10 protein-coding genes are annotated in these 12,970 nt (G+C 42.7%); 4 read left to right on the forward strand and 6 right to left on the reverse strand.

Going from position 1 to position 12,970, the window contains the following annotated elements:
* Positions 1-32: 32 nt before the first annotated feature.
* From RMY64_RS33385 to RMY64_RS33400, 4 genes are read right to left on the reverse strand one after another with little or no spacing between them, the layout of a single operon-like run.
* On the reverse strand, positions 33-2,723 hold the full coding sequence (locus tag RMY64_RS33385) for a hypothetical protein (RefSeq protein WP_322702285.1): 2,691 nt from the start codon (positions 2,721-2,723) through the stop codon (positions 33-35).
* A complete protein-coding gene (locus RMY64_RS33390) occupies positions 2,699-3,697 on the reverse strand; it encodes a MoxR family ATPase (RefSeq protein WP_322702286.1) in 999 nt (332 codons plus the stop codon). The genes RMY64_RS33385 and RMY64_RS33390 overlap by 25 nt, the downstream gene beginning before the upstream one ends.
* Positions 3,694-4,773, reverse strand: coding sequence for a hypothetical protein (locus RMY64_RS33395; protein WP_322702287.1), 1,080 nt, complete (start codon positions 4,771-4,773; stop codon positions 3,694-3,696). The genes RMY64_RS33390 and RMY64_RS33395 overlap by 4 nt, the downstream gene beginning before the upstream one ends.
* A gap of 16 nt (positions 4,774-4,789) precedes the next feature.
* On the reverse strand, positions 4,790-5,770 hold the full coding sequence (locus tag RMY64_RS33400; protein WP_322702288.1) for a caspase family protein: 981 nt from the start codon (positions 5,768-5,770) through the stop codon (positions 4,790-4,792).
* A gap of 599 nt (positions 5,771-6,369) precedes the next feature.
* Here RMY64_RS33400 and RMY64_RS33405 point away from each other — a divergent pair.
* A complete protein-coding gene (locus RMY64_RS33405) occupies positions 6,370-6,594 on the forward strand; it encodes a hypothetical protein (protein ID WP_322675615.1) in 225 nt (74 codons plus the stop codon).
* On the forward strand, positions 6,594-7,031 hold the full coding sequence (locus tag RMY64_RS33410; protein ID WP_322702289.1) for a putative toxin-antitoxin system toxin component, PIN family: 438 nt from the start codon (positions 6,594-6,596) through the stop codon (positions 7,029-7,031). The genes RMY64_RS33405 and RMY64_RS33410 overlap by 1 nt, the downstream gene beginning before the upstream one ends.
* Positions 7,032-7,279: 248 nt before the next feature.
* Here the strand turns inward: RMY64_RS33410 and RMY64_RS33415 are convergent, their stop codons facing one another.
* Positions 7,280-9,163, reverse strand: coding sequence for a DUF1565 domain-containing protein (locus tag RMY64_RS33415; RefSeq protein WP_322675613.1), 1,884 nt, complete (start codon positions 9,161-9,163; stop codon positions 7,280-7,282).
* A gap of 1,287 nt (positions 9,164-10,450) precedes the next feature.
* Between RMY64_RS33415 and RMY64_RS33420 the strand changes: the two genes are divergently transcribed.
* Both RMY64_RS33420 and thiS read left to right on the forward strand, forming a co-directional pair.
* Entirely contained in the window at positions 10,451-11,506 is a 1,056-nt protein-coding gene (locus RMY64_RS33420) for a thiamine phosphate synthase (RefSeq protein ID WP_322675612.1), read from the forward strand.
* A gap of 96 nt (positions 11,507-11,602) precedes the next feature.
* Positions 11,603-11,815 (forward strand): sulfur carrier protein ThiS, encoded by a 213-nt coding sequence (gene thiS / locus RMY64_RS33425; protein WP_094349580.1) that lies wholly within the window; start codon positions 11,603-11,605, stop codon positions 11,813-11,815.
* Here thiS and blaOXA read toward each other — a convergent pair.
* Positions 11,812-12,666 (reverse strand): class D beta-lactamase, encoded by an 855-nt coding sequence (gene blaOXA, locus RMY64_RS33430; protein WP_322675611.1) that lies wholly within the window; start codon positions 12,664-12,666, stop codon positions 11,812-11,814. The genes thiS and blaOXA overlap by 4 nt on opposite strands.
* Positions 12,667-12,970: the final 304 nt, after the last annotated feature.

Consider the following 12,970-nt stretch of genomic DNA (forward strand, 5'->3'; position numbering starts at 1 on the left):
CATTCTCCTCGACTCTACCCCCTCTACTGCTTTTATGGCTCTATGTGGATGTTTGCCTTTGGTTCTAATTTGTAATTGGTGGTGATAGGTTGTCGCAGCAGCCAAAGCAATGCAGCGCCTGTACTAGCGCCGGAGGCAAGCCCCAAAGCAGTTCCTTGTAAAGCTCCAAATGCTAAACCTGATATGGCTGTGTTTCCTAATGCTCTAGCAATCCCATCAAATACCGGGTAGGCTATCCAGCCAATGGCATTACCCAAGATGTGTGACAACGTCCACCTGCCATACCATGAAACACATCGGTGCAAAATTCGACACAAGATATACGATTGAATGGCTCCGGCGACGGCGACAGCGACGGCGAAGGCGAAGGCAACGGGGTAGACGAAGCCGTAGGCGATGACGAAAACGACGGCGATGACGGTGGCGATGTAGGCGAAGGCGAAAGCGACTACTCTGGCGACTACTTTGGCTCTGGCGACGGCGACGGCGACGGCGACGGCGACGGCGACGGTGACGGCGACGGCTTCGGCGATAGCGACATATGTGGCTTCGGCGACGGCTCTGGGGACGGCTCCGGCTCCGGCGACAGCTAAACTCGTCAGTAGCCAGCTAACTACTGCCCATCTGCCGATCTTAGGCACATACTGTCGCAGGATATATAACTGTATAGCTCCTGTCAAAGTCCCACCAAGGGCAATGAACAGAATGCATATTACAAAGCTTAATGTATCATTTAATATGTTATTCGATAATTTACTTAAATATATACCTAAGCACCAGCCTAAAGCTGAACCTAGAGTATTTGTAAGAACCCATCTCAGCCACAGCCCCCATCCTATTCGCTGGGGATGAAGCAAATCATACAACGCTTCCGGTAAACGAACCGCCAGCTGCTTGTGCTTGCTACCAGCCATGAAGTCCTGAAAAATGTAATCGCGCAAACTATCCTCTGATGCTTTCTTGGCAAGTAAACGTAGAAGTGGTTGAGCCAACATTGAAAGAACATTACTGTCCCTCCTGGCAATTTCCAATTGTAGACCGTCAACAGAACCTTGAACAGCACTGATTAACAACGCTTCAATCGCTAAACGTATATCCTGTTCCTGTGGACGGGGAATCTCAGAAATCAGTCTTTTCCTTAGCCAGTCAGGCATATAACCTTGCCGAAACCACGGTAAGCGAGCCAGATCATTAAGATGACAAGCTTGAAGGAGGGTGCGGCCATCTTCGCTTTGGAGTGTATTGCCCAGGTATAATGTGAGATTCCAATGCAGTTCTGGAAATACAGCGCAAGCACTCAGCCAGTCGTAACCAGCCTTGCCCAAATATCGGTGGAGTGATTTCAACACCTCATCGATCGCGAATGACTCTGGTGGATCTCGTTGAATCCAACGGCGCGATCGCACTCTCAACTCTTCCGGGAAAGGGGCCGTTATATTTTCTGAAGGTTCATAGGGCGATTTTCCTGATTGAATGCTACGTATCAAGTTCGTTAACCCTTCAGGTGTAGCGGGTTGAACAATAAACTGCTGCGATAATTCCAGTTCTTGATATCCCCAGTTTTCTGAAGGTTTTGGCGTTAACACAGCGCGATCGCTCCAACTGGAAAACAAATCGCTCCAACGTTCGAGTTCGCCAGTGCGTGAACTAAATAATCCTTGAGCATCTGAGAAAATAATCAAGCGATACTCACTATATTTTGTGGCAATTTCATTGAGCGTGCAGGGAGGTCCTTTTTCTGTCATCGGAAAGCAGACGCGAGGATCGCCATCAAAGTAGTAGCCTGTGATGAAAACCTCATTCAACTTCAGTCTGTCGATCATTTCCTCAACAAATCTTGCCTGGTGATCGCCGTAATTTGCGCGATCAATTAGCACCAAGTATTCAGGGAAAACTTGACGATAGCTATATACTGGCGTGAACCAACCCCCTCGCTGCACACTTTTTTCTAATGTCCTATTAATATCGAGTTCGACAGATGGAACTCGGATGCGTCGCCTCAAATCTTGAGCGATGCGTAAAAACAAAACTTTGGGAAACAATTCCTCATCTAAGCCAGGAATAGAGACTTGCTCAAGTTGCGGCTGTTGATTAGTTGCATGGCGCACGAGAAATTGACGCGCCTGCCAAAACCACCAAATTCCCCAGGCGAGGAAGGTAACAAAGGCGATAAGCAGTAACACTCCCAGGATAGATTTCCAATTCAGCAGTAACACTCTCAAGATAGATTGCCAATTCAGAAGAGAGTTTGGAGGTTGAATGTTTGGGTTTTGAGGTTGAGTTGAATATCTGGGCTGAAATGAAACTAAACTTAGAATAAGCCAGGCTATAACAGTCAGAATTACTACCAGCGACCACTGTTGCCATTTTCGCCACTGCTTTTTAATGTTGTACAACTCCTGCTGTAGTTCTTCTGCCTTAGTGTCTATTTGTCCAGTTTGGCTGACGATAAAACCCATGCGTTGCAGCCATTGGTCAAATCGTTGATAGAAATCTTCCTGCTCAGTTGGCGAATGGCAAAGCAATGGACTCAGAAGGCTTTTGAATCTCTGGGGTCGGTCGAGATTATCTCCTTGGGCAATCAAGGCAAGTATAAGGTCTTGGACGATAATATACTGTGATACGCCGATTTTATAGCCCGCATCGCGCAACTCATCAATGAACTCGATTAGTACCTCTGGAGTTAGCCAGCTTGGATTTACTTCTTGCGGTTTTCTATCCATTGCTTGACTATCCTCTTAGCTTTGTCTTGATCCTCTGCCGTTTTGATCAAGTTGCTGAGTGTTCGCAGCACGAGTTCAGGTTGAGCAAGCGGATTTTCTTGGCGATTTGATATTTCTTGCAGTGCGATCATCCAACCCAAGAGTTCAGCAGTTGCAGGTTTTTTCCGTAAACCACTTGAAGTTGCCCTTAGCTCGAAGAACAGATCCAGAGCAGTGTTGAGAAACTCACTACTACCTACAGAGTATAAACCTAATCGGTTAGCAACAATTTCTGCTAGGCGATCACGATCTGGGAACGGAAGATTATAGTAGACACAGCGCCTTAAAAATGCGTCCGGTAAGTCTTTTTCAGAATTACTGGTGATGATAATAATGGGTTGCAATTCGGGATTAGCTGCAATTTTGACATTGCCTAGTTCTGGTACCCGAAAATATAACTGCTCCAATTCGTTAAGGATGTCATTGGGGAAATCACGGGGTGCTTTATCTACTTCATCAATAAGAACAATGGAGCGTCTTTTGCCAGGATGGACAAAATCTTGCGGGAGAAATTCTACAACTTCAGACTTTTCTCTAGTCAGCAAAATGGCCGTGCCCAAAGCACGATATGTCAAATAATTAAGAGGGCTTCTATTTGTTATACCGCCCTGAGCATCTTGAAACTGCTTCAAGCTGTCATAGTTGTAAAATAGTTCACGGGCTGTAGTTGTAGATTTGGTTTCAAACTTGAGTGGGTCTTCAAAACCAAGTTCCCAAGCTACACTATAGGCAAACTGAGTCTTCCCAGTACCAGGTTCTCCAGTCAATAAGAGGGGTTGTCCCAGAAGCAAAGCAACATTACAAGCATCAACCAGTCCAGCATCTGCAATGTAGTTTTCTGGTCTCATCATTTGTGAACGCTGTGATATCGGCAAAGTTGCTGGTACATCACTTCGCTGCCTTTTGCCATCACCAGTATAAAAGGGGAACTTCATCTGCGTTCCTCCTCAGCAATCGAGGAATTTTGTAAAATCTGTGTCAACTTTCTAGCTAAATGTTCCATAGGAATAGTGTTAGAAGACTTTTCTTTCTCCCATTGCTCAAAAATATCTCTAATTTTACTCATCAAATCTTCGATTTTCTCCTCACCCCAAAAATGTTTTGTATCTTTGTCGCGTGCCCAATCCTCTGTTTGTCTTCTAGTTATACCATCCAGTTCTGGTAAAACTGTGCCTATAAGTTTGCCAAATTGAGAAAATTCAGACAATGATAATTGCTCGATAAATTTATAAATAATTTTATTTTTGAATTTCAAACAAAATTTTTTGATACTCAATTCTTTTTTTACCTGATATTTAATAAATAATAATATAAAGAGATAATTACCAGGAGGAATATCTGGCCAATGTTGCCAAAATTTGATAAAACTTTCGATAACTTTGGAACCATGCTGTTGCCAATCTCCGGTAAAAAAGTGGGTATGGATTATCACTGGACCGGGATGTCCAGCTAAAAAATTGTTGATTTCTTCCTTTGATACAAAGCCATGATTAAGTAATCTTTCAGCAAGTTTATTTTCAAGCTGATTGTGAAGATCGTCAATTTTTGACAGTCTTGAAGGGCAACTGAGAAGATAGTCAGTAACGGCAATTTTATCAGTATCTAAGTAAATGAGCTTAGGTAGCGAAACTTGTTTGAGACGCTCTAGAAACATATCATGACTTTGAAAATCGTCGCCATGAATAATGCAGACAAGAGGTCGATGGGGTTGTTGATTCAGTCTTCTTAATGCTTGAGCTAAATGATATTCTTGTTCACTACGATCGCAAAGATAAGGTAGTAGCGGAGGAATAGGACGACTTTCTCTGATTTCTTTAAAGCGTTTCTTAAGTGGAACTAAACATTCTTGAAGTTCATTCAACCTTGTTTGCTGAAACTCTTCATTCTTTATTAAATCGAGTGGAATACTTGTAAGTTCAACATACTTAGATTTTTGTTCTTGAATAAGACGCAAATTATATTCAGTTTCAGTAATCTGTTTCTGAATAGATTTGATTTTTTCCTGAGTCATTACTTCAATATAATATTTAAGGTTTTATCCCTAGTTTCTGTTCCATCTCTGCAATCTTAGTTTCAGTCAAGCGTCGATTATTTTCTAGTTGTAGTGGAATAGCAGTAAAATCAATATACTCACTCATCCGCTCGTCGATCAGTTGTAAGTTTTTACGATAATTGGTCAACATCCGCTTCCAGGTAGCGACTTGAGCAGTATCCAACCCTGGTGTAATGGATGGAATATTATATGTCCAATTGGGTAATGGATGCGGTTTTTTTTCACCGACAGCATACCAGGCTAAAGCAAAGTTATCTTCTAAATTGCTAATTTTAATAATGGGATGTTGTTTATCTTGTGTGCGTTCTGGAACCTTGCGTCCTACCCACATTGCTAGATCCAAAATACGGGCGTAGCCGTCTTGTTCAAATGCTCCGTAGCCAGCCATCGCCTCTAACAATGCTGCTGTAAAAACACTGTATGGTTGTCCAGTCCAAGAAACTTCATCTTTGCGTGACGAAGCCAGTATAACTCGACCACTGCTGTTGCCCAATTGCGCGATCGCAGACGGTGGTAAAGGTGATTTGATTGCTCCCTTTGCTTCAGCTTGTCCACCAGCATGGCAACAATCAAGGATTACCAGTAATTTTTGTGCTTGAATAGCTTGCAAATGTTGGGTGAATGTTGACCCAAGAATCGCCGTACCCTGCAAATTTCCCAGATTGTATCCGTAAGGCATTAAATAATAATCTGGTGTTTCCATTCCGTGACCGGAAAAGTAAACGATGACTGTATCATCTTTTTCAGTCACATCAGCTAGCCAACTTAAAGCAGATAAGATATTTCTAGCATTTGCTTCTTGGCCAGTTAGCAAACGTACTTGCTCAACAGGATAGGCACAACGAGATGAATCGCGTAGCAGATTCGCAATAGCAGTAGCATCATCAATTGTGACAGGCAAGTCAGCACCTACTCCGACAATAACAGCGTACCCTTGTTTGAAGGTTTGGATCATATTTATATTTTTTCGGAAAAAATACTTAACGTTTGATCTCCTGATACAGCATCAGCATACTGTTTTCCGAAAAATTGCAAAAGGTGTCGCTAATTAACGCTTGCAACTTCTGATTGCCAAAAGGTCAATCAAACTATACTATTGCCAACAAATAACCGAAAGCTGATAAAACGAGAAAAATCTGGCATACTGACGGTAACGCTACCCCTTGTTCCATCGAGTTTCGTCATTTGTCTGCCCTGGATATCTTAGCCGATCGCCAATCGCCGAAAGTTAGTAAAACGGAAAAAACTGAGCCTGCTGTATCCAGACGCAAGTTGCCAAATCAGCGCAGATATAAGGGTGTGCGATCGCTCCTTTGATGAAACCGCGATTGTCTCCTCCACATTAGAAAAGCGATCGCTCCCTTAAGGCAATTGATTTCATTTTGACCCGCGATCGCCAATGACAATAAAAAAAGGAATAAAAACGATCTGACCTTCATATTCACCAAACTTACTGCAACGAACGAATAAATATAAGTTGTCAATTCTCCTTGGGACTGATAGCGATCGCACAAACGCACTAAAATTTAAGAAACCATCATGATGGGTACTGACATGGTATCGATCCCAATTACTTTGGAACAACTCATTACGGCGGTACAACAGTTACAGCCAGACGAACGAGCAAAAGTCGCTAGAGCCTTGATTCAAATAGATTTACGTTCAGACTTGACGGCTTTAATTCAAGAACTTTATGCCGAACACCCCGTGAATGAGATTACAGACGACGAAATCAGGGCTGAAATTAAAGCTGTGCGTCAGCAATCTCAGCAGGTCTGATGTTGCAAGTGGTCATCGACACCAACATTTGGATTCGTATTTTGCTGAAAGGGCGAGTTACATTGCCGATTTTGGCAGCATTTAATGAGGATAAATTCCAGTTGGTAATGAGTCAACCCCTCATGGAAGAACTCCATCTTGTTTGGAATCGCCCCCGTTTAAGAGAGCGGATTGACTCTAATCAGGCGATTCGCCTAGAACAACAGTTGCAGTACCGCGCCTTATGGGTTGAGTTGAAAACTGTTCCGCCTAATTGTCGAGATCCCAAAGATTTCCCTGTGTTGGCTACAGCGATTGATGGCAAAGCGGGGATTATCGTATCTGGGGATGATGACTTGCGGGCTGATGATGATTTAAGAGTAGTAATGGCAAGCTATAGCATTCAGTTACTGGGTGTTCATTCTTTCCTAAAATATCTAGATGAAAGTGATGGATAAAGGATGCTTTCCCCGATCGCTCCCTAAAACAAGAACGCGATCGCTAATTCAACTTATGCCTAAGCGCGATCGCCCCCTTGACTAAAAAAGCGATGCCTCCCCACAGTAGGAAAGCGATCGCTTTTCTAATGTGGATCAATATTCATTTTGAGGTGCTTTTCTCGCTAATTCCATATCTTCCCCATTCCCAATGCCCCATTCCCAATGCCCTATTCTCAATGCCCTATTCTCAATGCCCTATTCCCTACTCAATTCAACGGCTCCATAATGGCTCTTAAACCTTTATTAGAGAGTGTTTTGAGCATTTCTTTAGCGTTATATTCACTGCTAAATACTCCTGCTTGCATAACTCTTTGACCATCCCAAACTGTGAGAAACGCACCAGGAGCAAGCGATCGCACTAAATCTCGATCCCGATCGGTTGCTAGTGGCACTACTACGCGATAACGTACACCAAATTGTGTTGCAGAGTTACCACCATAGGGAATACTTGCAGAACTTGTTTGCAGATTGCGAGTATTAACAATGGGGATATTGGGATTGGGAAGTGGTAAAAGTTCTGAAGCACCAGGAGCAGCAGTTTCTAGTATTGGTAATGGCTGTTGTGTTTGATTCCTCATACTTGAAACTGGTGGCTGTGCAACTGAATTGGATGGGGACTCAGGGGCAGTAAACTCAATGGTATTAGGATCGATCCGCACGTAATTTAGCTGTGGTGTATCAGGTGGCTGTGCGTTAATTGGTATTTGTCTACCTGACAAGCTGCTAGGAGTAGGAAATCCGGCGACTCTAGAAGTCGGTGGTTGTTTGGATATAGGCAAGGAAGGCGGTACATTATTGGCTGGCATTAATGGCAGCAGTTGACTGTTTAATTGCCCAGAAACAGGATTATTTGCTGAAATGCTATTGCTGGTTTGCCCATTAGTAGTTTCAGAGGTTTCGGGAGCCGAGAAGGTGATTTCTCCAGTTGGTGGTATTTGTCGTAATACGTTGTTGGCAGCGGGTTGAGAAGTTTGGGCTGCTACTGCTGTTGTTCCGTTAATATCTACCTTGCCAGTGATGCGATCGCTTACAAGGTTGTTACCAGCAGCAGAAATCACCTGTTTAGCGGCGCTGGCGTTAATGTCGTGGCGGCCATTATTTTGAAATGTATTACCCCCAGGTTCGGATGCACTACCCAAATCTGGCATTGCTTGAGCGATCGCAACTAAACCATCTTCTTTATTATCTTGAATAGAATTATTCCGCAAAATCGGGCGGGCATTTGCTTGTACGATAATTCCCGATCTATTGTTTTGAATTTGATTACCTATGACTATAGGAGCAGCATTTTGAGCAATATTAATCCCAAAACCTGTTTGCTGAAAGACATTTTCCTTCACTTGCGGACTAGAGTTACCAGCAATTGTGATGCCATTGGCTCCATTGCGATCGAAGTAATTCTTACTAATGGTAGGTGCGGCATTACCACTGACGGAAATTCCATCTTGAGTACTGCCAGTAAAAGTATTTTCTGCGACTACCGGATTGCTAGATTCAATCCATAAACCGTAACCACGAGGATTAGAGTTCGTCACTGTTACCCCTGTGAGCAAGGCTTGGTTTGCCCCGACAATTGTGACGTTTTGGCCGCCAAAGCTCCGACTCAGGTAATCACCGCCTCCCTGAATGATAATCTCCTTACCTTGATTGCTGGGGTTGCCTTGAATTGAAATACCCGGTTTCAATATTAAGGGAAATTCCTCTCCTGTCTCGGCGCTATAAGTGCCAGTAGAGAGCATAATTACAGTATTGGCGTTAGCTAATCGCAATGCATGGGTAATAGTTTTTACAGGAGCGGATTCGCTGCCATTGCTTGCCTTGTCATCTCCAACACCAGGATTGACAAATAGCACATTAGCTTGAGAAGGTGTTTTCTGATTCAGAGGCGCTGAATTTGGTGTCGATGGAATCTGAGCGATCGCACTATCCAGGCTGATACCCAGAAACGCTATACTTGCCGCCCCCATCCCGACAATAAAAGATAATACTGAAAAACTAAAAAATAAAAGCCTTGCTGATTTCAGAAACTTCAGTTTTGCAAACAAAACATCTACTCTACGGTACTCAGTAAACATACGAGGAAGAATCATATTTAACACCACTCCTTATAAGTAATCATAAATTCTTATACTCCCTAGAGAGTATTATGTCGATAATATTACTCATATATTGACCGAGTGGCGATATTTAATACATAGTAATAAATGATATTAGACATCTCCAGAAATTAATTGTGCGTTGCCCAAAATAATTTGTGGGCAAAATTCATGAATTGTGCCTATATCATTTATCTATATATAGGACTCATATTTGATTTTTGAAAAAAACTCAGTACAGCTTTATTCCTTCTTCCCAGTCCCCATTACCCCTTATCCCCAGAGGGGGCCCCACAGTCCCCAGTCCCCAGTCCCTAGTCCCTACGATTAATTCAGAAATCAAATCAGATTGCTATAGATATAAAAGTGAAATTAAATATGTGTTATCCAAAATCCTTGTAGAGACGTAACATCATGTTACCCACCCCACAAGAATTAATTGGATATTTTTTTATTTGGAAGTCCTTAAGAAGCTACGGTGTACACACATCTCTAAAAATCTTACTCACCCAATATTTATGTTCAAGTGAAAGTCCTATACTGAGCAAATATCCCGCCCGGAACTTTAGTTCCGGGCTGATAGCTAAAGTCCTCTTTTAGAGGACTAAACTAAATGTCTTGTTTAGTCCTCTAAAAGAAGCCTTTGGTTATGAGACTCGGAATTTATTCCGAGGCCGGATAGATACACCGTTATAAGACTCGGAATTTATTCGGAGGCGGGATAGATACACTGTACCGACACTTGTGTGTACACCGTAGCCTTAAAAAGAGGGGAAAAGAAACTCTAAAAGCCCCCCAATTTATCGGGGGGTTGGGGGGATCTCCAAGACTCAGGTGCTTTAAGAAAGGTTTGAAAACACGCCCTAGTCTCTACATAGTTTCCACTAATATAAAACTCTTATTTTATTTTTGAACAAAACTCAGTATACCTTTATTCCTTATTCCCAGTCCCCAGTCCCTTACTTCTACGAGTGATTCAGGAATCAAATCGGATTGCTACATATCTATTGTAGATTTTCTGGTGTATTCCCTTTTGCTAGTCTTTTGTAAGCTCGTTGTCTATCGTAAAACACTTGACTAAGCTCAGTGCGAAACTGTAGCCTCAAACTACCCTTATCACTGTCTATAGGAACATGGGATAATTTACCGTAACCCTCACTACTACGTTATTTTGCGTAGATTCCGCAAAAATTAGTAAAAAAAAGCAATCTTATTTAACTTATGGTTACTAGGACTTATGATAATTCACACTTCGATGAAAGCACTAATGGGGTTGTTGTAATGGTCGAGCCATACAGCCAAAAAGAGCAAACACAGCAAGTTGTTTACCGCATTTTAGATGCCAATTTAGACCGTGCTCGTGAGGGTTTGCGAATTATCGAGGAATGGTGCCGATTTGGTTTGAACAATGCCCAGTTGGCTCTGGAATGCAAACGGCTGCGACAAGAGGTAGCCAAGTGGCATACTCCAGAATTACGGGCGGCGCGAGATACACCAGGCGATCCTGGAACGGAGTTAACTCATCCTCAAGAAGAACAACGAGCTAGTATAAAATCGGTCTTGCAAGCTAACTTTTGTCGGATAGAAGAAGCATTACGGGTGTTGGAAGAATACAGCAAGCTTTACCAACCAAGTATGGCTAAAGCTTGTAAGCAGATGCGCTATCAGGTTTATACCCTAGAAAGTAGTTTAATGGGTCATCAGCGCCATCAATTGTTGTGGCGATCGCGTTTGTATCTTGTGACTTCCCCTAGTGAAAATTTGTTGAACACTGTCGAAGCTGCACTCAAAGGCGGATTAACACTTTTACAATACCGCGACAAAACCGCCGATGATTATTTACGTCTGGAACAAGCGAGAAAATTACGGCGGTTATGCCACATCTACGGTGCTTTGTTTATTGTTAACGATCGCGTGGATGTAGCTTTAGCTGTCGATGCCGATGGGGTGCATCTGGGACAACAAGATATGCCTATTGCTGTTGCTCGGCAATTACTCGGTTCGCAACGTCTGATCGGTCTTTCTACCACAAATAAGGAAGAAATGCAAGCAGCAATTGCTGAAAATGTAGATTACATTGGCGTGGGGCCAGTTTATGAAACTCCCACGAAAGTAGGTAAGGCAGCAACAGGGCTAGAATATGTCAGCTATGCAGCCAAAAATTGCTCAATTCCCTGGTTTGCGATTGGGGGAATAGATGCCAATAATATCAACGATGCGATCGATGCTGGAGCCGAACGTGTAGCAGTGGTGCGATCGCTCATGCAAGCCGAACAGCCTACCCTAGTAACGCAATATTTGCTCTCCCAACTAAATCGCATTAAGCCAGAACTTTAAAAGAGTCATTTGTCATTTGTCATTTGCCCAAAGTGAGTAACCAATACCCAATTTCCAATGCCCAATGCCCAATTCCCAATGCCCCACACACATATTATGTCTAATGAGATTACGATTCAGGTGAATGGGGAAACCCATAGCTGCTCATTTCAAACTTCTTTACCCGACTTACTCCAACAGTTGGGTTTTAACCCCCGATTGGTAGCTGTGGAGTATAACGGCGAAATTTTACACCGACAATTTTGGCCGCAAACAAAAGTGCAACCAGGCGATCGCTTAGAAGTGGTAACTATTGTTGGTGGTGGTTAGTTAATTTGAGCCAGCAAGCCCAAATCTTTAAGGCTACGTCGTGTAATCTCGATGCGGGCGGGTGCATCTTCCGATTTTTGCATATCAAGGGTTGTGGCGAAAAAGTAGACGTTTTTGTTTTGCTCTAAATAACCCACAAACCAACCAACATTTGGTTTAGTACTCGTTAACCATCCTGTCTTTCCTCGCAGTGTGTAGTCTGGAGTTTGTTCGCGTACCATAATGTCTTTGACAAGATTTATTGTCCGTTGCGAGAAAGGCAAATCGCCTTGATATAACCGTTGCAAAAACTTAATTTGCTGTTTGGGTGTAATTTGCAATAGCTGCGGTTGTAACCAAAAACGATCGATGTCTGCGACAGTGCCAATCTGACGGTTTCCGTAGCCTACTTTATTAATAAATTGCTGCATCCGTTCATATCCAGCCCTACGTGCCAATACTTGATAGAACCAAACAGTTGAATCCTTAAAGGCTTGACGCAAATTTGTATCATGATTCCAGGCATCAATGTCTCGGTGAATTCCATCCCAAGTGAGAACTGCCACATCATCAGGAACTACACCTGTTTCTAATGCCACCAGCGCGTTAAAAATTTTGAAGGTTGAAGCTGGAGCGATCGCAGTTGCATTACGTTGAGGATTGTGTTCGTAGGTGCGGTTGTTTTTTGAGTCGTAAATCAAGATAGAGCCTTCACGCTCAAATTCTTGAAAGTGTCGCCCGAAATTTGGCGCTTTCACAGCAGGACGTTCAGATGAAGTTGAAGCAGGTTGAGCCACAACATACATTGCCCCAAAGGTAATCACACTAACTACAGCAAGACATCCAATGACTGTAAACACGAAAGATTGCATTCGGTGCTTTGTGTAACGCCGAAGGAATTGCTCTATGTTAAACCAGATATTCTTCATTGCACATTTAATCGCATCACAAGCGAGATTTTACAATGAAATCTTGCTCTTTTGCGAAGCAATTTGTTAAAGGTTATGCAGAAACATGACTTATAGTAAATTGCCCTTTTTGATATTTTTTGAATTTGATAATTCAATCGGGGTCAGTTAATAAAATCATTTTACAAAATTGCATTTTTTCCATCTGCTTTATGGCGTTGCATAATAGAGGGATGAATTGAGGTCATCTACTGTGCAATGTCCATAC

Source organism: Nostoc sp. DedQUE08 (assembly GCF_034530895.1).
Taxonomy (GTDB): Bacteria; Cyanobacteriota; Cyanobacteriia; order Cyanobacteriales; family Nostocaceae; genus Nostoc.

Excerpts from the sequence above, each read along its gene's own strand:
- RMY64_RS33415 (WP_322675613.1), bottom strand. The coding sequence starts at position 9,163 with ATGATTCTTCCTCGTATGTTTACTGAGTACCGTAGAGTAGATGTTTTG.
- RMY64_RS33405 (WP_322675615.1), top strand. The coding sequence starts at position 6,370 with ATGGTATCGATCCCAATTACTTTGGAACAACTCATTACGGCGGTACAA.
- RMY64_RS33410 (WP_322702289.1), top strand. The coding sequence starts at position 6,594 with ATGTTGCAAGTGGTCATCGACACCAACATTTGGATTCGTATTTTGCTG.
- RMY64_RS33400 (WP_322702288.1), bottom strand. The coding sequence starts at position 5,770 with ATGATCCAAACCTTCAAACAAGGGTACGCTGTTATTGTCGGAGTAGGT.
- RMY64_RS33385 (WP_322702285.1), bottom strand. The coding sequence starts at position 2,723 with ATGGATAGAAAACCGCAAGAAGTAAATCCAAGCTGGCTAACTCCAGAG.
- RMY64_RS33390 (WP_322702286.1), bottom strand. The coding sequence starts at position 3,697 with ATGAAGTTCCCCTTTTATACTGGTGATGGCAAAAGGCAGCGAAGTGAT.
- RMY64_RS33420 (WP_322675612.1), top strand. The coding sequence starts at position 10,451 with ATGGTCGAGCCATACAGCCAAAAAGAGCAAACACAGCAAGTTGTTTAC.
- RMY64_RS33395 (WP_322702287.1), bottom strand. The coding sequence starts at position 4,773 with ATGACTCAGGAAAAAATCAAATCTATTCAGAAACAGATTACTGAAACT.
- thiS (WP_094349580.1), top strand. The coding sequence starts at position 11,603 with ATGTCTAATGAGATTACGATTCAGGTGAATGGGGAAACCCATAGCTGC.
- blaOXA (WP_322675611.1), bottom strand. The coding sequence starts at position 12,666 with ATGCAATCTTTCGTGTTTACAGTCATTGGATGTCTTGCTGTAGTTAGT.